Source organism: Micromonospora sp. bgisy143 (assembly GCF_057708145.1).
Genome location: NZ_JBYIRN010000024.1, coordinates 1 through 20,682, shown reverse-complemented (window position 1 = coordinate 20,682; position 20,682 = coordinate 1). Strand labels below are relative to the sequence as shown.

The window sequence follows — 20,682 nt, the reverse complement described above, 5'->3', positions numbered from 1 at the left end:
GGGTGACAATGGCCCGATGACCTCTGTCGCCATCGTCACCGGAGCGTCCAGCGGAATCGGCGCGGCCACCGCCCGCCGGCTCGCCGCCGAGGGCTTCCACGTGCTCGCCGCCGCCCGCCGGGCCGACCGGCTCGCCGGTCTCGTCGCCGAGATCGCCGCCGCGGGCGGGCAGGCCACCGCGGTGACCTGCGACGTCACCTCGGACGAGTCGGTGGCCGGGCTCGCCGAGGCCGCCGCGCAGGCGCCCGGGCCGGTCACCCTGCTGGTCAACAACGCCGGCGGGGCGCGCGGGCTGGATCCGGTGGAGTCCGGCTCGCTCGACGACTGGCAGTGGATGTACGACGTGAACGTGCTCGGCACGTTGCGGGTGACCCAGGCGCTGCTGCCGGCGCTGGAGGCGTCCGGTTCGGGGACCATCGTGGTGGTCTCCTCCACGGCCGGGCTCACCGTGTACGAGGGCGGCGGCGGCTACACCGCGGCGAAGCACGCCCAGACGGCCATCGCCGGCACGCTCCGGCTGGAGCTGTGCGGCCGACCGCTGCGGGTGATCGAGATCGACCCGGGGATGGTGAAGACCGAGGAGTTCGGTCTGGTCCGCTTCGACGGCGACGCCGAACGGGCCGCCGCCGTCTACGCCGGAGTGCCCGGGCCGCTGGTCGCCGAGGATGTGGCCGACTGCATCGCCTGGTGCGCCACCCGCCCGGAGCACGTGAACATCGACCGGCTGGTGGTCCGGCCGCGGGCGCAGGCGGCGCAACACAAGGTCCACCGGGTCTCCTGAGCCGGGCACAGGACCCATGAGCGGGGCGCCACGACGCCGACCCCTCGGCGTGGTCACCCGGGGCACGACCAACCCGAACCGGCTCCGCCGGGTGGACAACTGGATCGTGGAAACCTGCGCCGACCGGCTGCGGGCCGCGGACGATCCGCTGGTGGTGGACCTGGGCTACGGCGAGACGCCGGTCACCGCCGTGGAGCTGCGAGCCCGGCTGGCGTCGGGGGTGCGTCGGGACGTACGCCTGGTCGGGCTGGAGATCGACCCGGCCCGGGTGGCGGCCGCGACGCCGGCCGCCGACCCGCCCGGCCTGACCTTCGCCCGGGGTGGCTTCGAACTGGCCGGGCTGCGGCCGGTCCTGGTCCGCGCGTTCAACGTCCTGCGACAGTACGACGAGAGCGACGTGCCCGACGCCTGGCGTACGATCACCGCCGCGCTCGCCCCGGGCGGGGCGCTCGTCGAGGGCACCTGCGACGAGCTGGGTCGCCTGGCGAGCTGGCTGCTCATCGATACGGACGGCCCCCGGACGTTGACCCTGGCCGCGAAGCTCACCACCCTGGACAGCCCCGCCGAGCTGGCCGAACGGCTACCGAAGGCGCTGATCCACCGCAACGTGCCGGGTGAGGCGATCCACGACCTGATCCAGGCGTTGGAGGACGCCTGGCGGACCGCCGCCCCGTACGCCACGTTCGGCCCCCGCCAACGCTGGGTGCGCGCGGTGACCCACCTGAAGGCCGAGGGCTGGCCCGTCCTGGCTGGTCCGCACCGCTGGCGCCAGGGCGAGCTGACCCTCCCCTGGCCCCTCCCCACACACCCCTGACCCGCGCGCCCCCGACCCCGCGCGCCCCACCCCACGCACCCTCACCCCGCGCGCCCACCCCGCGCACCCCGCCGCCGCCCCCGCGATCTTGCAGTTTCTGTCGTCACATCGCGGGCGAAAATGGACAAAGCGATGACAGAAAGTGCAAGATCGCGGGGCGCGACGGCGCGCGGGGGCGCGGGGGCGCGGGACGAGCGCGGGCGCGCGGGGGCGCGGGCGCGGGGGCGCGCGCGGGGGCGCGGGACGGGGGTTAGAGGGCGCAGTTTACGAGGACTGGTTCGGGGTGCAGGGTCACTCCGAAGCGGTTGTGCACCTCGTCGCGGATGGTGTTGGCCAGCGTCAGCAGGTCGCCGGTGTGGGCGGTGCCGCTGCGGTTGGTGAGGGCGAGGGTGTGCTTGCCGGAGATGGCCACGCCGCCGGGGCCGGGGTGCCCCTTGGCGAAGCCCGCCTTGTCGATCAGCCACGCCGCGCTCACCTTGACCAGGCCGTCGGATCCGGGCCAGGCCGGCGGTTCGCCCAGGTCGGCGGCGCGTTCGCGCAGCAATGCGTACGTCGCCTGGTCGAGTACGGGGTTGGTGAAGAACGAGCCGACCGAGCGGGTGTCCGGGTCGGTGGCGTCGAGCACCATGCCCTTGCCGGACCGCAGTCGCAGCACCGCCGCGCGCGCGTCGGCAAGCGGCACCTGGTCGCCCACCTCGACGCCGAGCGCCCGGGCCAGTTCGGCGTAGCGCACCGGGCCGGACAGCGGCGAGCGGCTGAGCCGGAAGTCGACCGAGAGCACCACCCAGCGGTCCTGGTACTTGAAGATGCTGCCCCGGTAGGCGAACCCGCAGTCGGCGGCGGGGACGGTCTGGCGGGTGCCGTCGAGGCGGTCGTACACCTCGACGCCGGTGATCGTCTCGGCGACCTCCTGGCCGTACGCGCCGACGTTCTGGATCGGGGTGGCGCCGGTCGAGCCGGGGATGCCGGAGAGGCATTCCAGGCCGGCCCAGCCGTTGCGGACGGTGGTGGCGACCAGGTCGTCCCACGGCTCGCCGGCCTCGACACGTACGGTGACGGACTCGGCGTCCTGACTGAGGACCCGCAGGCCACCCGAGCGCACCAGCACGACCGTGCCGGGGAAGCCGGCGTCGCCGATCACCACATTGCTGCCACCGGCCAGGACGAGGATCGGCTCGTCCGCGGCCCGAACCGCCCGGATGATCTCGTCCGCACTGGTCGCGGCCACGATCCGCCCGGCCGGCCCGCCCATCCGTAGCGTGGTGTAGTCCGCCAAGGGACCCGGAATGGGACGATCGGCTTCGGTTGTCGGCTGGGCGGAGGCGTCTGACACGTCTTTCACTTTAGGCTGATGGGCAGCCGCGGCACCCACTGGTGGCCCGGCACCCCCGGGAGGATGGCGATGAGCAGAGTGCAGGGCAGCAAGGATTTCTGGATTGGGGCGCTCCGGGCCGAGGGTCCGGCGTTCGCCGCGGCGGTTGCCGAGGCACCGCCGGAGACACCGGTGCTGTCCTGTCCCGGCTGGACGGTCAATGATCTCACCCTGCACCTCGCGGGCATCTACCACTGGGTTTATTCGTTCGCCGGATCGGGGAGCACGGAGGCACCACCCCGCCGGGAGGCGTCCGAGGCGCCGTCCGGGGTGAGCGCGCTCCAGCTCTGGCAGCACGGGTACGACCAGTTGATGACCCTGTTCGACGGGCTCGACCCGGAGGCGCCAGCGTGGAACTGGGCCCCGCAGCCGAAGAAGGCCGGTTTCTGGCCGCGCCGGATGGCGCACGAGACGGCGGTGCACCGCTGGGATGCCCAGCTCGCCATCGCGGCCGGTGAGCCGGTCGAGGCCAAGCTCGCCGCCGACGGGGTGAGCGAGGTGCTGGACACCTGGTTGCCGGCCGGCCGGCGGCAGGTGAAGGGCGACTGGCACGGGGTGGTTCAGCTCGCGGCGACCGACGCGGACCAGGAGTGGTACCTGCGGCTGCGCGGTCAGGGCGTGGCGCTGCTCGACACGGCGACGATCTTCGACCACGACGACCACCACGCCCGTGCCCAGGTCAGCGGCACGGCGAGCGACCTGCTGCTGGCGCTCTGGGGCCGGGTCAGCTTCGAGACGCTGGACGTCACGGGCGACCGTGCGCTGCTGGACGGGCTGCGCACCGGCTGATCTCGCGCCGCACGCGTGACGCGAGGGCGTCACCCCGACGGGGGTGACGCCCTCGTCGTATGGCGGGACAGATTCGTGAGAGCGCTCTCTTGACAGCGTGCGGGTGACCCACCACGCTGGCGTGAGAGCGCTCTCTTGGCCTTCTGCCACCACCTCACCACGTTGAGAGAGGTCCATACGATGGCTGTCCTTCCGCGCCGCCGCCTCGCCGCGGTGGCCCTCGCCGCAACGACCGCCCTGCTCGTCACCGCCGGCTGCGGCGGCGGTGACGACGCCGACGCGGGCGGGCCGATCACGCTGACCGTCGACGTCTTCGGTCAGTTCGGCTACGACCAGCTCTACCAGGAGTACATGGCCGCGCACCCCGGCGTGAAGATCGTCGAGCGGGGCACCGGCAGCAACCTCGACGAGTACTCACCGAAGCTGACCCAGTGGCTCGCCGCCGGCCGGGGCGCCGGCGACATCGTGGCCATCGAGGAGGGCCTGCTCGTCGAGTACAAGGCGAACCCGAACAACTTCGTCAACCTGCTGGACCACGGCGCCGCCGACCTCAAGGGCAACTTCCTGGAGTGGAAGTGGAACGCCGGCCTGACCGCCGACGGCAAGCAGCTCATCGGCCTCGGCACCGACGTCGGCGGCATCGCCATCTGCTACCGCAAGGACCTCTTCGAAAAGGCCGGTCTGCCCACCGAGCGGGACGAGGTGTCGAAGCTCTGGCCCACCTGGCAGGACTACATCGCCACCGGGGAGAAGTTCGTCGCGGCGAAGACCGGGGCGTCCTTCCTCGACGCGGCCACCAACACCTTCAACACGATCCTGTTGCAGACCGCCGGCAACACCACCGGCTACAGCTACTACGACACCAGCGGCAACGTCGTGGTCGACAGCAACCCGGCCGTACGACAGGCATGGGACACCACGATGGACATCATCGACTCGGGCCTCTCCGGAAAGTACGGCTCGTGGTCCGAGGAGTGGGTGTCCGCCTTCAAGCAGACGAAGTTCGCCACCATCGCCTGCCCCGCGTGGATGACCGGGGTCATCGAGGGCAACGCCGGCCCGGCCGCCAAGGGCAAGTGGGACATCGCCCGGGTGCCCGGCAACGGCGGCAACTGGGGCGGGTCGCACCTCGCCGTGCCGAAGCAGAGCAAGCACCAGGCCGAGGCCATCGAGCTGGCCAAGTTCCTGACCAGCGCCAAGGGCCAGATCGGGGCGTTCAAGGCCAAGGGGCCACTGCCGTCCTCGCCGCAGGCGCTCGACGACCCGGCGATCGCCCAGTCGACGAACGCGTACTTCTCCGACGCGCCGGTCGGGATGATCTTCGGCACCGGCGCGAAGAGCCTCAAGCCGGTCTACATGGGCCCCAAGAACCAGGCCGTGCGGACCGAGGTGGAGAACGCCGTACGGACCGTGGAGCTGGGCCAGCGCAGCCCGGCGCAGGGCTGGACGGACGCGGTGACCAACGCGAAGAAGGCCGCCGCCAAGTAGCCCGAGCCAGCGTGCGGGCGGACTCCGGGAGCCGGGGTGCCGCCCGCACGACGGAAAGGAGTTCCCGGGCATGACGGTCCAGCTCGACGCCCGCCCGCCGGTCACACCGGCGACCAAACCCCGCCGACAATCGTCGGGTCGGCTCAGCCGCCTCGACACCCGCTACTCGCCGTACCTCTACATCGCCCCGTTCTTCCTGCTCTTCGCGGTGTTCGGGGTCTACCCGCTGGCGTACACCTTCTGGGTCTCGCTGCACGACTGGGACCTGCTCGGCAGCGAGCACCCGTTCGTGGGCGCGGAGAACTACACCCGGCTGCTCGCCGACCCGGACTTCTGGCACGCGCTGGTCAACACGCTGGGCATCTTCGTCATCTCGACGGTGCCGCAGTTGCTCGCCGCGCTCTGGCTGGCCAACCTGCTGAACCGCGGGCTGCGGGGGCGTACGGGCTGGCGGATGGCGGTGCTCGTCCCCAACGTCACCTCCACGGCCGCCGTGGCGATCGTCTTCGGGGTGCTCTTCGGCCGCGATTTCGGCATGGTCAACTGGCTGCTCGACCTGGTGGGGCTGGACGCGATCGAGTGGAAGTCCAACCGGATCGCCTCCTGGGTGGCGATCTCCGCGATGGTCGACTGGCGGTGGACCGGCTACAACGCGCTGATCCTGCTGGCCGCGATGCAGGCCATCCCCCGCGACCTCTACGAGGCGGCGGCGATCGACGGTGCGAGCCGGGCCCGACAGTTCTGGTCGGTCACCGTTCCGCTGCTCAAACCGACGATCATCTTCTGCACCATCATCGCCACCATCGGCGGCCTCCAACTCTTCACCGAGCCCCGGATGTTCCACTCCGGCACCAACCCGATCCGGGGCGGACCGCTGCGCGAGTCGCAGACCCTGACCATGTACATGTTCGAGAACGCCTTCGCGCCGCACTACAACTTCGGGTACGGCTCGGCGGTGGCGTGGCTGCTCTTCGCGCTCATCGCCCTCGTCGCGGCCGTCAACGTGCTGGTCCTGCGCCGCCTCGGCGGCACAGCCGGCAGCGGCAAAGGCGGCACAGCTGGCACCGGTCGAAGCGGCTCGTCCGGCACCGGCAGGAAGGGAACCCGATGAGTCGGCTCTGGCGGGCCAGTCCGCTCACCTACTTCGCCCTGATCGTCGCGGCCGTCCTGTCGATCTTCCCGATCTGGTGGATGTTCGTCGTCGCGAGTCGTACCAGCGACGCGATGGGCCAACTGCCGCCCCCGGTCACGCCGGGCAACAACCTGGGCGCCAACATCGCCCGGCTGTTCGACAACACCGACGCGTACTTCCTCACCGGCCTGATCAACTCGGTGATCGTGGCGACCACGGTCACCGTCTCGGTGGTGTTCTTCTCCAGCCTGGCCGGGTTCGCCTTCGCCAAGCTGCGCTTCCGGGGCCGCAACGCGCTGCTGTTGGTGATCATCGCGACCATGATGGTGCCGACGCAGCTCGGCGTGATCCCGCTCTACCTGCTGATGACGAAGTTGCAGTGGAACGACCGGCTGCCCGCGGTGATCGTCCCCGTGCTGGTCACCGGGTTCGGCGTGTTCATGATGCGGCAGTATGCCGGCCAGGCCATCAGCGACGAGCTGATCGAGGCCGCCCGGATGGACGGCTGCGGCACCGCCCGGGTCTGGTGGCACGTCGTGCTGCCGGCACTGCGCCCGGCCGCCGCCGTGCTCGGCCTGCTCACGTTCATGACCACCTGGAACGACTTCCTGTGGCCGTACGCTGTGCTGAACGACCCGGCCAACCCGACCGTTCAGCTCTCGCTACGGGCGTTGTCCGACGGGTACTACCAGGACATGTCGCAGGTGTTCACCGGCACGGCCATCGCGACGCTGCCCCTGTTGCTGGTCTTCGTGCTGTTCGGTCGCCAGATCATCGGCGGGATCATGGAAGGTGCGGTCAAGGCGTGAACGAGATCCGATTTCCCGAACATTTCCTCTGGGGAGCGGCCACCGCCGCGTACCAGATCGAGGGCGCGGCCCGCGACGACGGTCGCGGTCCGTCCATCTGGGACACCTTCTGCCGTACGCCCGGAAAGGTCTACCAGGGCCACACCGGCGACGTCGCCTGCGACCACTACCACCGGTACGCCGACGACGTGGCGTTGATGGCCGAGCTGGGCCTGAAGTCGTACCGGTTCTCGGTCGCCTGGCCCCGGATCCAGCCCGACGGCAGCGGCCCGGTCAACCCACGCGGGCTCGACTTCTACGACCGGCTGACCGACACCCTGCTGGCCCGGGGCATCGACCCGATCGTCACCCTCTACCACTGGGACCTGCCGCAGAGCCTCGAGGACCGGGGCGGCTGGACCAACCGGGAGACCGCCGAGCACTTCGCCACGTACGCCACCGCGGTCCACGCCCGCCTGGGCGACCGGATCGACACCTGGACCACCCTGAACGAGCCGTGGTGCTCGGCCTACCTCGGGTACGGCAACGGGGTGCACGCCCCGGGTGAGCGGGACGGGGCGGCGGCCTTCACCGCCGTACACCATCTGCTTCTGGCGCACGGCCTGGCGGCGCGGGCGCTGCGCGCGGCCGGCGCGCGCAGCGTCGGCATCACCATCAACCCCGCTGATGTACGACCGGCGGACCCGCAGAGCGCGGCGGACGCGGCCGCCGTCCGGCTGGTCGACGGCCTGCACAACCGGATCTTCCTGGATCCGCTGCTGGCCGGCGGCTACCCCGACGACGTCCGCGAGCACGTGGCGCGGATCGTCGAGCCGACGTTCATCCACGACGGCGACGAGAAGCTGATCGCCGCCCCGATCGACCTGCTCGGGCTCAACTACTACGCGCCCACCTACGTGGCGGGGCGGCCGGACGGCGACGGTGACGGCGCGTACCCGGGGACCGAGGGCGCCGTGCACTTCCTGCCGCCGAGCGGACCCCTCACCGACATGGGCTGGATGATCGAACCGGCCGGGTTGACGCGGCTGCTGGAACGGATCGCCGCCGACTACCCCGGCGTGCCCCTGCTGATCACCGAGAACGGCGCGGCGTTCCCCGACAAGGCGGGTGCCGAGTCGTCCGAGGGGCTGGGGCAGGTGATCGACAACGACCGGATCGCCTACCTCGACGGGCACCTGCGGGCCGCCCACGAGGCGATCTCCCGGGGCGTTGATCTGCGCGGGTATCTCGTATGGTCATTGTTGGACAACTTCGAGTGGGCGGAGGGTTACCGCAAGCGGTTCGGGATCGTGCACGTCGACTACCTGACCCAGCGGCGCACACCGAAGGCCAGCGCCCGGTGGTACCAGGAGGTGATCTCCCGGAACGGGCTGTGACGAGCGGGGGGCGGTCACGATGACGACGGCGCAGCGGCCGACGCTGGAGGCGGTGGCGGCACGGGCCGGGGTGTCCAGGGCCACCGTCTCCCGGGTGGTCAACGGCTCCACCACCGTCGCCGAGCCGATCCGGGAGGCCGTCAAGCGGGCGGTCGCCGAGTTGGGGTACGTGCCCAACCTCGCCGCCCGCAGCCTCGTCACCCAGCGCACCGACTCGATCGCCCTGGTCATGCCGGAGGCGGCCACCCGGGTCTTCTCCGACGACCAGGTCTTCCCCGGCATCATCCGGGGCGTCAGCCAGGAGTTGGAGGCCGCCGACAAGCAGTTGGTGCTGATGCTGGCCGGTTCGCCGGCCGGGCACCAGCGGGTCGAGCGGTACACCACCGGCCGCCACGTCGACGGGGTGCTCTTCGCCTCGCTGCACGGCGCCGACCCGCTGCCCGGCACCCTGGCCCGCCTCGGCATCCCCGTGGTGGTCAGCGGCCGGCCGCTCGGCGACGTACCCGTGCCGTACGTGGACGTCGACCACGTCGGCGGGGTCACCGCCGCCGTCCGGCACATGATCGACAGCGGTCGGCGGCGGATCGCCACCATCGCCGGCCCGCAGGACATGGTGGCCGGCATCGAACGGCTGAACGGCTACCGGGAGGCGGTCAGCGCCGCCGGGCTGCCCGAGCTGGTCGCCGTCGGTGACTTCACCCGGGAGTCCGGCGCGGCGGCGATGCAGCAGCTCCTCGCCGACCACCCCGACCTGGACGGGGTCTTCGCCGCCTCGGACCTGATGGCACACGCCGCCCTGCGGGCGCTGCACGCCGCCGGCCGGCGGGTGCCGGAGGACGTGGCGGTGGTCGGCTTCGACGACATCGAGACCGCCGCGTACACCGAACCGCCGCTGACCACCGTCCGCCAGCCGATCGTGGAGCTCGGCCGCCGGATGACCCGGCAACTGCTCCGCCTCGCCGCCGGGGAAGCGATCGAACCGGCCGTCATGCTGGACACCGAGCTGATCATCCGCGCGTCGGCGTGATTGCCCTCATGATCCGCGCAACTTCAGTGTTGTTGCTGCTTCCCGACGCCGCGAGGCAGCAACAACCCTGAACTTGCTGCCTGCCGCGTTAATGCGTCGCTGCGGCGGGCGATCGTCGTTAGCCTCGCCGGCATGCCGGATCCTGTCGCGCTGCTGCACGTGCCCGCCCTCTCCGACGTCGCCGAGTACGCGTACGCGGCGACCGTCGAACCTCCCGCCCGCCTGGTGTTCACCGCCGGCGCGTGCCCGCTCGACGCCGAGGGTCGTACCGTCGCGCCGGGCGACCACGCCGCGCAGGCCCGGCAGGTGATGACGAACCTGGAGACCGCCCTCGGGGCGGCCGGCGCGCGGCTCACCGACGTCGTCAAGACCACCGTGTACGTGGCATCGTCGCGCCAGGCGGATCTGGTGACCGTCTGGGAGGTGGTCCGGGACTTCTTCGGCGACCACGACCCGCCCAGCACCCTGCTGGGGGTGGCCGTGCTCGGCTACTCCGACCAGCTCGTCGAGGTCGAGGCCGTCGCCGCCGTACGGACGGGGGCCTGACATGCGCATCCGCGAAGCCCGGCCGGACGACGCCGCCGCTGTGGTGGCGCTGCGGGCGATCGTCCACCCGTACCTGGTGCGCGGGGTCGAGTCGACCCGCAAGATGCTTGCCGATCCTCCGCCGAACGAGGGCTGGATCGCGTTGGTGGCCGAGGTTGACGGCCAGGTGGTCGGCTGGACGTCCGCCGAGCCCAACACGTCGACGTCGGTGCCGGGCTTCGGCGACGTCAACACGCTGCACGTACACCCCGAGCACCGTCGTCGGGGCATCGGGACGGCGCTGTTGACCGCCGCGACCGACCACCTCCGCCCGCTCGGGGTGCACCGCGTCCGCACCATGGCCGCGGCGGACTCGTTGCCCTTCGCCCGCCGGCACGGGTTCGAGCCCAGCCGCGAGGTGCGTTACTCGGCGCTGGACCTGACCCCGCCGCCCGCGCTGCCCGAGCCGCCTCCCGGCGTACGGCTGTGGCCGATCGCCGAGATGGACCCGCACCTGCTCTACGCGGCGGACGTCGCCTCGGCCGTCGACGAACCCGGTGACGTACCCGTCGACGCGGTCACCTTCGAGAGCTGGCAGTACGACGTCTGGGACGAACCTGGCCTGGACAAGACGGCCAGCACCGCAGCCCTTGTCGACGGCGAGGTCACGGCGTTCAGCCTCGTGAAACGGGACGGTGACCGGATGTGGTCGGACTACACCTGCTCGGTCCCGACGTACCGAGGGCGAGGACTGGCCCGACTGGCCAAGACGGCGGCGCTGCACCGGGCCGCCGAGGCCGGCGTACGGATCGCGTACACCTCGAACGACGAGTCGAACGCGCCGATGCTGGCGATCAACGCCCGGCTGGGCTACCGCCCGGTGACGACCCTCTGGGCCTGCCTGGCCGACCTGACCTGATCAGTCAGCTTGGTTGCGCGGGCGCGTCCACTCCAGGAACCGCGCGACGTACAACGCCGGGTCCGGCCGCAGGCCCAGCTTGAGCGCGTCGGCGAACGCCTCCTGCGCGAGCGTGGTCAACATGAGCAGCATCCCGACCCGGTCGCCCCGCCAGCGGGACAGCAGCGACAGCCGCGCGGCAGAACACGGCCAGTGTGCACCGCAGCGGGTACAGCGCCAGTGCGGCAGGCCGGCGTGATGCGGACGCGGTCGCGGGCTCATCGGGTGCACACGGGCAGGCGGGCCTTCAGTAGCTGCACGCCTTCGCGCCGCACGTAAAGCTCACGCCGGGCGACCGCGTCACCGCGCACCCCCAGCTCGTACGCGTCGAGCCACACCCACCCGTCGTACGCGTCCCACTCCAACTCGCGGATGACCCGCACGGTGATCGGGCGCAGGAACTGCACGCTCGCGGTCGCCGACAGGCGTAGCAGGTCGCCGGCCCGGAATGTCGCTCCTGGTGCTGCGGGCATGTCTCCCCCTCCGGTGGGCCAGGAGGGGCCGCCCCTGAGTGCTCGCCCAAGGGACGGCCCCGGGCTGACACCGCCGCCGGGCTACACCTCCACCAGCAGTGCCGCTCACCTGACACCGTTCCAGCGTGTATCGGACGCCTGCACCGTCCGTATGCGACCATCGAGGGACGTCTAGGAAAGGTCCCCTTGCGATGACGCGAAACGACGTCCTCGGGATCGCCCTGAGGTCGGCGGGAATGACCGTTGCCGACCTCGCCACAAAGTGCGATGTGGACGCAAAGACCGTTGAGCGGTGGATCAGCAGGGGTCGCATACCTCATCCCCGCTCCCGGATGCGCGCTGCTGGGGTGTTGGGCAAGGATGTAGAGGTGTTATGGCCAGAAGTCGCCCGCCGCGCGATCAAGATCGGTTCAGACCGCGAATTGGTCGGCATGTACGCACGCCGTTCCGACCTGCCGCGTTCGCTGTTCCGCGAGTTGATCGACAAGGCGGACAGACGGTTGTGGTTCGGCGGGTACACGAGCTACTTCGTGTGGCTTGAGGTGCCAAATGCCCCCGCTACGCTCGGCGCGAAGGCGCAGAGCGGCGGCGACGTACGTTTCCTGCTCGGTGACCCCGATAGTGAGATCACCACGGCACGAGAAGGCATCGAGGCCACTCCGCTCACGCTCGCGACCCGCATAGCCATGACCCAGGCGGAGATCGCGAAGTCTCCCGCACCCCTTGCCGTCCGACTGTCAGATCGGCACGTTGCCATGTCCGTCTGGGTCTTCGACGACGAGGCGATCGTGGCTACTCACATCGGCGCTGGGCTCGGGCAGGATTCGGTGACGATGCACCTCCGACGCCGCGAGACGGGTGGCCCGTTCGATCGCTACGTGGAGCACTTCGAGTCCCTGTGGGGCGAGGCGCGAACGGTCTAGCCAGTGATCAGTTGATGGTGACCAGTTGAAAAAGGCTTCTGGGAACTGGTGGGCATCAAGTGATCAAGTCGGGAGCCGCCGAAAAAAGACCTACGCCGCGTCGAAGACCTCGCGGGCCGTTGCGTGGGTTTCCGCGCCGAAGAGCACCAGGCGTACCTCGCTGACCCTGGCGGGCGTGGCCGCGCGGAGCACCGACAGCGCCTGGCGGACCGCGTCGTCGACCGGCCAGCCGTAGATGCCGGCGGAGATCAGTGGGAACGCCACCGTGGACGCGCCCAACTCGTCGGCGACCCGCAGGCTGTTGGCGTAGCAGTCGCGCAGCAGCCCCGAGCGGTCCTCGGCGGCCGAGAAGACCGGGCCGACCGTGTGGACGACCCAGCGGGCCGGCAGGTTCCCGGCGGTGGTCGCCACCGCCTGCCCGGTGGGCAGCCCTCGGCCGTACGTGGACGCGCGCAGCGCCCGGCACTCGGCCAGGATGGCCGGCCCACCGCGTCGGTGGATCGCGCCGTCCACGCCACCGCCGCCGAGCAGGGACGAGTTCGCGGCGTTCACGATGGCGTCGACCCGCTGGTCGGTGATGTCGCCCTCGATCAGGGTGATCTCCACGTCAGCTCTCCTCGATCGACTGGCCCAACGAGCGGCGGGCCAGCAGGGTGGCGCCGGCGACGGCGGCCGGCATGACCAGCACCGCGCCGAGTGGGATGAGGAAGCACAGGAAGACCGCCACGCCGAAGCCGAGCGCCATGGGCCGGTCCGCCTTGAGGATCGTCCGGCGCTGCGGCAGCCGCATGCCGCGCCGGTAGAAGGGTGCGCCGACCAGCTCGACGGCGAGGAACCAGCCACCCACGGCCGCCCCGATCACCGGGACCACCGTCTGGCCGACCACCGGAATGAAGCCGGCGAGGAACAGTGGGATGCCGACGAGCGCGGTGAGGGCCACCAGGCGTACCGAGTCGGCGGTGCTGCGGCGCAGCGACGACCAGAACGGCACCTCCACGGCGTCCGGGGTGCCGCCGAGCCGCTCCTCCACCTTCTCGGAGATCTTCTCGTAGAACGGGTCGCCGATGACCAGGGTGACCGCGGTGAAGCTGATCACCGCGAGCAGTCCGCCGATCCCCAGGAAGGCCAGCCCGGCGATCACCCGGACCAGGCTGCGGCCGGTCCGCGACCAGTCGTCGGCGAACGGGGTGACCAGGGCGGCCAGGTCGTCCACGAAGTACACGAGGGTGGCGAACGCCGCCACGAACAGCGCGCCGGAGATCAGCGCCGGCACGATGCCGAGCAGCATCAGCTTCGGACTGCGCACGTAGAGACCCAACCCGCGCAGGAGCAGCCGCACCCCGAGGAGGAAACGTCCGACGGCCCCGGTCACCGGGCTGGCGATTCTGCTGGCGTCCACGATCGAGCAGCCTAACCACCAGTGATCGAATCCGCCGGACGGCGAGCGGCACCAGGCAGGATGGGCGGGTGCGCGCCTCCCGACTGATCTCGTTGCTGCTGCTGTTGCAGGCGCGCGGTTCGATGACGGCCGGCGAGCTGGCACGGGAGCTGGAGGTCTCCGAGCGGACCGTCTACCGGGACGTGCTGGCGCTCTCCGCCGCCGGGGTGCCGGTGTACGCGGACCGGGGCCGGGCCGGCGGGTACCGGCTGCTCGGCGGCTACCGCACCCGGTTGACCGGGTTGACCCGCGACGAGGCCGAGGCGCTCTTCCTCGCCGGCCTGCCCGGCCCGGCCGGCGACATGGGCCTGGCCGACGCGGTCGCCAGCGCCGAGCTGAAGGTCCTCGCCGCCCTGCCGCCGGCCCTGCGCGACGCGCCCGTCCGCACCGGTCAGCGGTTCCACCTGGACGTGCCGGGTTGGTTCCAGGAGACACCGCCGCCGACCTGGCTGGCCGAGCTGGCCCGGGCGGTCTGGGACGACCGGGTGGTACAGCTGCGCTACCGGCGCGGCGACAACGAGGTGACCCGGCGGGTGCAGCCGTACGGGCTCGTACTCAAGAACGCGACCTGGTACCTGATCGGTCGGGTCGGCGACGACATGCGCACCTACCGGGTGGACCGGGTGACCGGCGTCGAGGTGGGCGAGGAGCAGTTCGCCCGCGACGCGGGCTTCGACCTGGCCGGGCACTGGCGCGAGCAGGCCGGGTCGTTCCTGCGGACCATGCTGCGGGCCGAGGTCACCGTCCGGCTGAGCCCCGCCGGCCTGCGCCGGCTCCGGCACGTGGTCGACGCCCCCGAGGTGTACGACGAGGTCGTCACCACCCTCAGCGAACCGGACGAGCAGGGCTGGGTGGTGGCGCGGCTGCCTGTGGAGACGGTCGGCGTCGCGTACGCCCAGTTGCTGGCGCTGGGCCCGGAGGTGGAGGCGCTCGACCCGCCGGAGCTGCGCGGACGCCTGGCGGACGCGGCACGCCGGGCCGCCGCACGATACGACGACCCGGTCGTGCCGTGACGCCGGTCAGCGGCCCGTCACGTCGGCGGGCCGAGCGGTGACCGGTCAGCGGTAGCCGGTGACGTCGGCCGGCTTGCCCGCCTCGACGACCTCGACGATGTAGCGGATCGCCTCCGGCTGGCTGCCGTCGACGTCGGTGAAGCCGTACACCTTGGACAGCGTGCCCGCGTCGACGGACTGGCCGTTCCAGCGGGCCTTGTCCTCGTCGGCGGCGAGCGCGGCCACCGCGCGGCCGACGAAGACGGGGGTCTCGGAGATGAGGAAGTGCGGGTCGGTGGCGGCGCCGTCGCGCCAGTTCTCCTCGGTGACGCCGAAGTGCTCCAGCATCGCCTCGGAACGCAGCCACCCGGGGGTGAGGGCGACGGCCGTGCAGCCGTGCGGCTTCAGCTCGTGCGCCTGACTGAAGGCGAGCCGGTTGACCGAGACCTTGGCCAGGTCGTAGAAGACCGAGAGGCGGTAGTTCTGGTCGTTGTACGCCTTGGTGCCGTCGCCGATCTCGACCACCAGGCCACCGGGCTTGCGGATCAGCAGCGGCAGGGCGAAGTGGCTGGTGATGATGTGCGTGTCGATGGCCAGCCGCAGGGTGCGAAAGCCCTTGTCGAGCGGCTGCTCCCAGACCGGCTTGTCCCAGGTGACCAGCGGGTCGCCGCCCCAGATGTCGTTCACCAGCACGTCCAGGCCACCCTGCTCGGCGTCGATCCGGGCGACCAGGTCACGGACCTGCTCCGGCACCAGGTGGTCGACCTGCACGGCGATGCCGGTGCCGCCGGCCGCGGTGACCAGTTCGGCGGTCTCCTCGATGGTCTCCGGCCGGTCCATCTCCGAGCGGCCGGCACGGCTGCTGCGGCCGGTGGCGTACACGGCGGCGCCGGCGGCACCCAACTGGACGGCGATCTGTCGACCGGCACCCCGCGTGGCACCGGCGACGAGCGCGATCTTTCCTGCGAGCGGTTGTGTCATGCCTGCGAGGCTGCCAGCGATACCTGACAGCCGACGTCCGAATTCGTCAATCCACCAGTCGGACCCGGACCCGCCGGTTGGCCCGACCCTTGCTCTCCACCTTGACCACCTGCACCTTGCCGATCTGGGCGGTGGACGCGACGTGGGTGCCGCCGTCCGCCTGAACGTCCAGACCGACGATGTCGACGATCCGCACCTCCTGCTCGTCGGGCGGGATCAGGTTCGACTGGGTGCGGATGATGTCCGGCAGGGCCAACGCCTCGGTACGCGGCAGCACCCGGGTGGCGACCGAGCGGTCGGCGGCCACCTCGGCGTTGACCAGCTCCTCGATGCGGCTCTTGAAGTCCGGCGGCACCTCGGGCAGGTTGAAGTCCATCCGGGCCTCGCCCGGTTCCATGTTGCCGCCGGTGACCAGCGCGCCGAAGTCCCGGAACACCACACCGCAGAGCACGTGCAACCCCGAATGGGTACGCATCAGACGGGTGCGGCGCTCGTCCTCCACCGCACCGACGACCTCGGTGCCGACCGGCGGCAACGGGTCACCCTCGGCGGGGATCAGGTACGGGTCGTCGCCCTTGCGCGTACCGACGATCCGGGTCTGCACGCCCTGCCACAGCAGTACGCCGTGGTCCGGCGGTTGGCCGCCGCCGCCCGGGTAGAACGCCGAGCGGTCGAGCACGATGCCCTGCTCCGGGTCGGCGTGCAGGACCGTGCAGGTCCACTCGCGCAGGGTCGGGTCGGCGAGATCCAGCCGGTGCGTCCGGCCATGCTGTGTGACGCCCATGACAGGGCACGTTACTCGTTGAGGAAGCCGGAGATACGCCCCCGCAGGTCGGCGCGTTCCGTCCAGAGGAAGCCGGGGCGGTCGTACACGTGCAGGGTGGCCCGGGGCAGCGCGGCCGCGAGTTGCTCGGCGACCTCGACCGGGTGCAGCTCGTCGCCCACGCACCCGATCACCAGGGCCGGCGCGGTGACCGCCGCCAGCACCCCGGCGTCGTCCAGCGGCACCTGACCCGCCAGGGTGCCCAGGCCCTCGTCCAGGCCGTCGCGGAGCAACTGGTCGAGCCGCTGCCGCAGGTACGCCCAGCCGGCCGGCGTGTTACGGACCGCCGCCGGCAGCTCCAGCGAGACGACGTCCGCGACGGCCCCCGCGTCCCCGCTGGCCACGGCATCCACCAGTGCGCCGATGCGCTCCCAGGCGACCGGACCACGCGGCTGGTCGAGCGCCGCCGGCAGGAAGAACACCAGTTTCTCGAAGCGCTCCGGGCTCTCGGCGAGCAGCCGGCAGAGCGCCCCCGCGCCGAGGCTCGCCCCGAACGCCCGGTTGGCGCCGCCGAGGTCGGCGATCGCCCGCAGGTCACGGGCGAGGTCGAGATAGGTCCACGAGCCGGGCGGGGCGTCCGAACGGCCGTGCCCCCGGAACTGGAAGAACAGTCGACGACCGGCCACCCCGCTACCGAACGGTCGCGTGGTGGCGATCCCGTTACCCAGCCCGTGCGCGAAGACGGTGACCGGGTCACCGACGCCGGTGACCAGGCGTTCCAACTGCACGCCGTGCGGCGTGGCGACCAGCTCGGTCTCCGGGTCGGGGATCGCAGGTCGGCCGGTACGCGGCCCACCCGGGCCGGGACCGAAGGTGCGGGGACCGCTGTCCGGTGGCGGAGGCCAGCGGAAACCTCTCACCAGAACCCTTTGCCGTCACTGAGGTCGCGCAGGCCGACCCGCACGTCGAGCAGGTAGATGAGCGCGGCGGCGATGCCGATCAGTCCGAAGAGGCTGATCGGACCCCGGCTGAGCAGGATCAGGACGAGGCAGACCGCGAGGATCGCGATCCAACCGCCCTTGGGCAGCGTGCCGATGGCGGCGAAAGCGTCGGAGCGCTGCGTGATGGCATGCACCAGCGCGACACCCTGGATGATCAACGCGAAGACGAGCAGAATCAGCTCGATCACGTAACGGACTTCGAACGCGAAGATCGGCGCGGCGGTGGCCATGCCGGCAAGTTTATGTCGGCGACCCCGACTACGTCCGTCAAGGACGCCGTCGGGATCGCCGACCGGTTGAACTACTCGGCCGCCGGGCGGGTCCGCTTGGTGGCCCGGGGCAGCTTGGCCGACGGGGTCTCGGCCGGCTTCGCGGCCTTCGCCCGGGTGGCCTTCTTGACGGCGGCCGGCTTGGCCTCCGCGATCTCGGCGACCTCGGCCGGGCTCGGCACCTCCGCCGGGGCCGTCGTCGCGGTCGGGTCCGGCGTGGCGGCCGGAGCCGCGGTCGGGGCGGGCGTGGCGGCCGGGGCCGTCGTCGCGGTCGAGGCGGGCGTGGCGGCCGGCGCCGCCGTCGCGGCGGTCGCCTCGGTGGCCTCGATGTCCGCGTTTACCGTCTCGGCGGCCTCCAGCACGCCGGCGCCCACGACCCGCTCGCCACGGGCCACCAACGCGCCGTACGCGGCGAACGCCCGCTCCTGGGCGGCCTGGGCGGCGGTGACGACCACGGCCGCGTTGCGGGTGGCGGCAGCACGCAGCTTCTCGATGTCGGCGACCTCGCGCAGCTTGGCCAGGTCGGCCGACTCGCGCAGCTTGGCCAGGTCCAGCTCGGCCTGCGCCCGGTCACGCAGGGTGCCGGCGGTCTCGTTGGCCGTACGCAGCGTCTCGGTGGCCTTCTGGCGCAGCTCGAAGCCGGTCAGCACCGCCCGGCCGCCCAGGTCGGCGACGACCCGGGTGCCGTGCACGCCGACGACCGCGGGCAGCTTGCGGAGCTGCTCGATGGCCAGCTCGGCCGCACCGGCGGCGGCGTAGATGGGAGCGGGGATGCGGTTGGTCTTCGGCTCGGTCATGACGTCTCCTCCTCGGCCGTCTCGGCGGCCTTCTTCTCGGGGGTGCTGCTCGGGGCGTTCTTGTCGGGAGTGCCGCTCGGGCTGGTCTTCTCGGACGTGCCGCTCGGGTTGTTCTTCTCGGAGGTGCCGCTCTTTTCGGAGGTGCCGCTCTTCTCGGAGGTGCCGCTCGGGGCGGGCGCGGGGCCCGCCTCGGTGACGGCGACCGACTCGAGCACGGCCTCGGTCGGCGTGCCGCCCTCGGTGGTGGGACCGGTCGCGGCCAGATTGGCCACGTCGGCGGGCGCGTCGGCGACATCGGTCGGGGTGGTCGCCCCGGCTGCGGCCTGCGCCTCGGAGAGCCGGGCGTTCTCCCGGCGGAAGGTCTCGTAGATCTGGCTGAGCGACTGCTTCTGGGCCATCGTCAGGTCGGGGTCCACCGCGATGGCGGCGAGCACGCCGTGGCCCTCCTTGTCGTCGAGCAGCCCGGCTCGCAGGTACATGGCCGGGGTCGACACCCGCAGCGCGCTGGCCAGTTGCTGAAGCACCTCGGCGCTGGGCTTGCGCAGACCGCGCTCGATCTGGCTCAGGTACGGGTTGCTGACCCCCGCCTGCTCGGCCAGCTGGCGCAGCGAGATCTTGGCGTTACGGCGCAGATCGCGGATGAACCCGCCGACGTCGGGGAGGTCCTTTGGTGTCGCCATGCCGCCGACGCTAATCCGCTCCGCTAACTCCTGCAAGCAAAATGCTTGCCAGAGTTAGCAAGGTCTCAACGTCCCATTTGCGCGCCACCCCGCCCGGTCCGTACGGTCCTTTGGTGCACAAGATCACAGTCAATGGAGCAGTCCTCGCCTACGACGAGGCCGGCAGCGGTACGCCCGTCGTTCTGTTGCACGCCGGCATCGCGGACCGACGGATGTGGCGGGACGTCCTGCCCGCGCTCGCCGCCCGGCACCGGGCGATCGCCCCGGATCTGCGCGGGTACGGCGATTCGGAGCTGCCACCGATGCCGTTCACGCACCACGACGACGTGGTCGGCCTGCTGGACGCCCTGGACCTGCCGCAGGCCGCCCTGGTCGGCTGCTCCTTCGGCGGGTCGGTCGCCGTCGACACCGCGCTGGCCCATCCGGACCGGGTGAGCGCGCTCGCCCTGTTCGACACGGCGGTCTCCGGCAACGAGTGGTCCGAGGAGGCCAACGACCTCTGGGACGACCTGGTCGGCGAGGTCGACCCGGACGACTTCGTCGCGGGCGCGGCCGGCGAGGTGCGGTTCTGGGTGGTCGGCCCGGCCCGTCAGCCGGCCGACGTCGACCCCGACCTGCTGGCGCTGGCGCAGGAGATGGACCAGCGCGCCCTGGCCGCGGAACTGGCCCTCGGCGCGGTCGAGGTGGGCGAACTGACGCCACCGGCGATCGGACGCCTCGGCGAACTGAAGATCCCCGTCCTGGTCACCGCCGGCGCGGCCGACGTGCCGGACATCCGCCGGCTCGCCGACCGGATCGCCGCCGAGGTCCCCGGTGCGGTACGCCTGCCGGACGTCCCCGACGCCGCACACCTGCTGCCACTGGAGCGCCCGGCGCCGGTCAACGCCGCGCTCCTGGACTTCCTGACCTGAGCAACCCCACCCCGACACCCCGACACTCGCCATCCGGCGGCGCTCAGCGGCCGGCGCTCAGCGGCCGGCACTCAGCGCTCAGCGGCCGGCGCTCAGCGGCCGGCACTCAGCGCTCAGCGGCCGGCGCTCAGCGGTCGGCGACCGGCGACCGGCGACCGGCGGCCGGCGCTCAGCGCTCGACACTCGGCGGCCGGCGCTCGGCGCTCGGCGCTCGGCGCTCGGCGCTCGGATGAGCGTGATGCCTCAGAGGCATAAATATGACTCTGAGGCATCACGCTCACTGACAAGCGGACGACCCGGCGAGCGCCCCGGCCCGAACACCGCCGAGGCCGCCGTGACCACCGCACACTGACCCGTTGATCATGAAGTTATTGCCATCCGCA

At 71.6% G+C, this 20,682-nt stretch carries 24 protein-coding genes; 13 read left to right on the top strand and 11 right to left on the bottom strand.

All coding sequences use genetic code 11. From position 1 onward, the window contains the following. The first annotated feature begins 16 nt into the window (after nt 1–16). Entirely contained in the window at nt 17–781 is a 765-nt protein-coding gene (locus tag AC3EN4_RS24215; protein WP_435208028.1) for an SDR family oxidoreductase, read from the top strand. 16 nt (nt 782–797) lie between these two features. Next, the gene (locus AC3EN4_RS24210) at nt 798–1,595 is read left to right on the top strand and encodes a class I SAM-dependent methyltransferase (RefSeq protein ID WP_435208027.1); all 798 of its coding nucleotides are present in this window, start codon (nt 798–800) and stop codon (nt 1,593–1,595) included. Nucleotides 1,596–1,845: 250 nt separating this feature from the next. Here the strand turns inward: AC3EN4_RS24210 and AC3EN4_RS24205 are convergent, their stop codons facing one another. Further along, entirely contained in the window at nt 1,846–2,871 is a 1,026-nt protein-coding gene (locus AC3EN4_RS24205; RefSeq protein WP_435208026.1) for a UDP-N-acetylmuramate dehydrogenase, read from the bottom strand. Between the two features lie 126 nt (nt 2,872–2,997). Here AC3EN4_RS24205 and AC3EN4_RS24200 point away from each other — a divergent pair, with 126 nt between their 5' ends. The 8 genes from AC3EN4_RS24200 to AC3EN4_RS24165 all read left to right on the top strand — a co-directional run bounded on the left by AC3EN4_RS24200 (nt 2,998) and on the right by AC3EN4_RS24165 (nt 11,032). Continuing rightward, nucleotides 2,998–3,756 carry a maleylpyruvate isomerase family mycothiol-dependent enzyme gene (locus tag AC3EN4_RS24200; RefSeq protein ID WP_422737102.1) on the top strand — a complete coding sequence of 253 codons (759 nt, stop codon included), beginning with the start codon at nt 2,998–3,000 and terminating at the stop codon, nt 3,754–3,756. A gap of 180 nt (nt 3,757–3,936) precedes the next feature. After that, on the top strand, nt 3,937–5,244 hold the full coding sequence (locus AC3EN4_RS24195) for an ABC transporter substrate-binding protein (RefSeq protein ID WP_435208024.1): 1,308 nt from the start codon (nt 3,937–3,939) through the stop codon (nt 5,242–5,244). A 70-nt stretch (nt 5,245–5,314) separates the two neighbouring features. Next, entirely contained in the window at nt 5,315–6,355 is a 1,041-nt protein-coding gene (locus AC3EN4_RS24190; RefSeq protein WP_435208022.1) for a carbohydrate ABC transporter permease, read from the top strand. After that, entirely contained in the window at nt 6,352–7,185 is an 834-nt protein-coding gene (locus AC3EN4_RS24185; protein WP_435208020.1) for a carbohydrate ABC transporter permease, read from the top strand. Before AC3EN4_RS24190 ends, AC3EN4_RS24185 begins: the two co-directional genes overlap by 4 nt. Beyond that, the gene (locus AC3EN4_RS24180) at nt 7,182–8,561 is read left to right on the top strand and encodes a GH1 family beta-glucosidase (RefSeq protein WP_435208019.1); all 1,380 of its coding nucleotides are present in this window, start codon (nt 7,182–7,184) and stop codon (nt 8,559–8,561) included. Before AC3EN4_RS24185 ends, AC3EN4_RS24180 begins: the two co-directional genes overlap by 4 nt. A 19-nt stretch (nt 8,562–8,580) precedes the next feature. After that, nucleotides 8,581–9,588, top strand: coding sequence for a LacI family DNA-binding transcriptional regulator (locus tag AC3EN4_RS24175; protein ID WP_435208017.1), 1,008 nt, complete (start codon nt 8,581–8,583; stop codon nt 9,586–9,588). Nucleotides 9,589–9,720: 132 nt separating this feature from the next. Continuing rightward, complete coding sequence (locus AC3EN4_RS24170; protein ID WP_435208016.1) at nt 9,721–10,134, top strand: RidA family protein; 414 nt, start codon at nt 9,721–9,723, stop codon at nt 10,132–10,134. Between the two features lies 1 nt (nt 10,135). Then, nucleotides 10,136–11,032, top strand: coding sequence for a GNAT family N-acetyltransferase (locus tag AC3EN4_RS24165; RefSeq protein ID WP_435208014.1), 897 nt, complete (start codon nt 10,136–10,138; stop codon nt 11,030–11,032). On the opposite strand, the gene AC3EN4_RS24160 is transcribed toward AC3EN4_RS24165, so the two are convergent. Together AC3EN4_RS24160 and AC3EN4_RS24155 are read right to left on the bottom strand one after the other, a co-directional pair. Further along, nucleotides 11,033–11,155: a hypothetical protein gene (locus AC3EN4_RS24160; RefSeq protein WP_488179855.1), complete on the bottom strand. Its 123-nt coding sequence runs from the start codon at nt 11,153–11,155 to the stop codon at nt 11,033–11,035. Nucleotides 11,156–11,289: 134 nt separating this feature from the next. After that, nucleotides 11,290–11,544: a hypothetical protein gene (locus tag AC3EN4_RS24155; RefSeq protein WP_435208011.1), complete on the bottom strand. Its 255-nt coding sequence runs from the start codon at nt 11,542–11,544 to the stop codon at nt 11,290–11,292. A gap of 191 nt (nt 11,545–11,735) precedes the next feature. Here AC3EN4_RS24155 and AC3EN4_RS24150 point away from each other — a divergent pair, with 191 nt between their 5' ends. After that, entirely contained in the window at nt 11,736–12,467 is a 732-nt protein-coding gene (locus tag AC3EN4_RS24150; RefSeq protein WP_435208009.1) for an XRE family transcriptional regulator, read from the top strand. 90 nt (nt 12,468–12,557) lie between these two features. Here AC3EN4_RS24150 and AC3EN4_RS24145 read toward each other — a convergent pair whose 3' ends face one another. Further along, nucleotides 12,558–13,073 (bottom strand): O-acetyl-ADP-ribose deacetylase, encoded by a 516-nt coding sequence (locus AC3EN4_RS24145; protein WP_435208007.1) that lies wholly within the window; start codon nt 13,071–13,073, stop codon nt 12,558–12,560. A 1-nt stretch (nt 13,074) separates the two neighbouring features. Further along, entirely contained in the window at nt 13,075–13,866 is a 792-nt protein-coding gene (locus tag AC3EN4_RS24140) for an EI24 domain-containing protein (RefSeq protein WP_435208005.1), read from the bottom strand. A 68-nt stretch (nt 13,867–13,934) separates the two neighbouring features. On the opposite strand from AC3EN4_RS24140, the gene AC3EN4_RS24135 reads away from it, so the two are divergent. Continuing rightward, nucleotides 13,935–14,918 (top strand): helix-turn-helix transcriptional regulator, encoded by a 984-nt coding sequence (locus AC3EN4_RS24135; RefSeq protein ID WP_435208003.1) that lies wholly within the window; start codon nt 13,935–13,937, stop codon nt 14,916–14,918. 45 nt (nt 14,919–14,963) lie between these two features. Here the strand turns inward: AC3EN4_RS24135 and AC3EN4_RS24130 are convergent, their stop codons facing one another. The 6 genes from AC3EN4_RS24130 to AC3EN4_RS24105 form a co-directional block, all read right to left on the bottom strand. Continuing rightward, a complete protein-coding gene (locus tag AC3EN4_RS24130) occupies nt 14,964–15,878 on the bottom strand; it encodes an SDR family oxidoreductase (protein WP_435208002.1) in 915 nt (304 codons plus the stop codon). A gap of 46 nt (nt 15,879–15,924) precedes the next feature. Next, a complete protein-coding gene (locus tag AC3EN4_RS24125; protein ID WP_007465709.1) occupies nt 15,925–16,662 on the bottom strand; it encodes an alanyl-tRNA editing protein in 738 nt (245 codons plus the stop codon). An 11-nt stretch (nt 16,663–16,673) separates the two neighbouring features. Continuing rightward, entirely contained in the window at nt 16,674–17,561 is an 888-nt protein-coding gene (locus AC3EN4_RS24120) for an alpha/beta fold hydrolase (RefSeq protein WP_435208000.1), read from the bottom strand. Continuing rightward, nucleotides 17,558–17,872, bottom strand: coding sequence for a DUF2516 family protein (locus AC3EN4_RS24115; RefSeq protein ID WP_435207998.1), 315 nt, complete (start codon nt 17,870–17,872; stop codon nt 17,558–17,560). Before AC3EN4_RS24115 ends, AC3EN4_RS24120 begins: the two co-directional genes overlap by 4 nt. Nucleotides 17,873–17,943: 71 nt before the next feature. Further along, nucleotides 17,944–18,708: a hypothetical protein gene (locus AC3EN4_RS24110; RefSeq protein WP_435207996.1), complete on the bottom strand. Its 765-nt coding sequence runs from the start codon at nt 18,706–18,708 to the stop codon at nt 17,944–17,946. Next, on the bottom strand, nt 18,705–19,388 hold the full coding sequence (locus AC3EN4_RS24105) for a helix-turn-helix domain-containing protein (protein ID WP_435207995.1): 684 nt from the start codon (nt 19,386–19,388) through the stop codon (nt 18,705–18,707). Before AC3EN4_RS24105 ends, AC3EN4_RS24110 begins: the two co-directional genes overlap by 4 nt. 113 nt (nt 19,389–19,501) lie before the next feature. On the opposite strand from AC3EN4_RS24105, the gene AC3EN4_RS24100 reads away from it, so the two are divergent. Then, nucleotides 19,502–20,299: an alpha/beta fold hydrolase gene (locus tag AC3EN4_RS24100; RefSeq protein WP_435207993.1), complete on the top strand. Its 798-nt coding sequence runs from the start codon at nt 19,502–19,504 to the stop codon at nt 20,297–20,299. The last annotated feature ends 383 nt before the right edge of the window (nt 20,300–20,682 follow it).

Bases quoted from the DNA above. Each gene is read 5' to 3' on its own strand.
- AC3EN4_RS24215 (WP_435208028.1), top strand. From the start codon at position 17: ATGACCTCTGTCGCCATCGTCACCGGAGCGTCCAGCGGAATCGGCGCG.
- AC3EN4_RS24210 (WP_435208027.1), top strand. From the start codon at position 798: ATGAGCGGGGCGCCACGACGCCGACCCCTCGGCGTGGTCACCCGGGGC.
- AC3EN4_RS24200 (WP_422737102.1), top strand. From the start codon at position 2,998: ATGAGCAGAGTGCAGGGCAGCAAGGATTTCTGGATTGGGGCGCTCCGG.
- AC3EN4_RS24195 (WP_435208024.1), top strand. From the start codon at position 3,937: ATGGCTGTCCTTCCGCGCCGCCGCCTCGCCGCGGTGGCCCTCGCCGCA.
- AC3EN4_RS24190 (WP_435208022.1), top strand. From the start codon at position 5,315: ATGACGGTCCAGCTCGACGCCCGCCCGCCGGTCACACCGGCGACCAAA.
- AC3EN4_RS24185 (WP_435208020.1), top strand. From the start codon at position 6,352: ATGAGTCGGCTCTGGCGGGCCAGTCCGCTCACCTACTTCGCCCTGATC.
- AC3EN4_RS24175 (WP_435208017.1), top strand. From the start codon at position 8,581: ATGACGACGGCGCAGCGGCCGACGCTGGAGGCGGTGGCGGCACGGGCC.
- AC3EN4_RS24170 (WP_435208016.1), top strand. From the start codon at position 9,721: ATGCCGGATCCTGTCGCGCTGCTGCACGTGCCCGCCCTCTCCGACGTC.
- AC3EN4_RS24165 (WP_435208014.1), top strand. From the start codon at position 10,136: ATGCGCATCCGCGAAGCCCGGCCGGACGACGCCGCCGCTGTGGTGGCG.
- AC3EN4_RS24160 (WP_488179855.1), bottom strand. From the start codon at position 11,155: ATGTTGACCACGCTCGCGCAGGAGGCGTTCGCCGACGCGCTCAAGCTG.
- AC3EN4_RS24155 (WP_435208011.1), bottom strand. From the start codon at position 11,544: ATGCCCGCAGCACCAGGAGCGACATTCCGGGCCGGCGACCTGCTACGC.
- AC3EN4_RS24150 (WP_435208009.1), top strand. From the start codon at position 11,736: ATGACGCGAAACGACGTCCTCGGGATCGCCCTGAGGTCGGCGGGAATG.
- AC3EN4_RS24130 (WP_435208002.1), bottom strand. From the start codon at position 15,878: ATGACACAACCGCTCGCAGGAAAGATCGCGCTCGTCGCCGGTGCCACG.
- AC3EN4_RS24125 (WP_007465709.1), bottom strand. From the start codon at position 16,662: ATGGGCGTCACACAGCATGGCCGGACGCACCGGCTGGATCTCGCCGAC.
- AC3EN4_RS24115 (WP_435207998.1), bottom strand. From the start codon at position 17,872: ATGGCCACCGCCGCGCCGATCTTCGCGTTCGAAGTCCGTTACGTGATC.
- AC3EN4_RS24110 (WP_435207996.1), bottom strand. From the start codon at position 18,708: ATGACCGAGCCGAAGACCAACCGCATCCCCGCTCCCATCTACGCCGCC.
- AC3EN4_RS24105 (WP_435207995.1), bottom strand. From the start codon at position 19,388: ATGGCGACACCAAAGGACCTCCCCGACGTCGGCGGGTTCATCCGCGAT.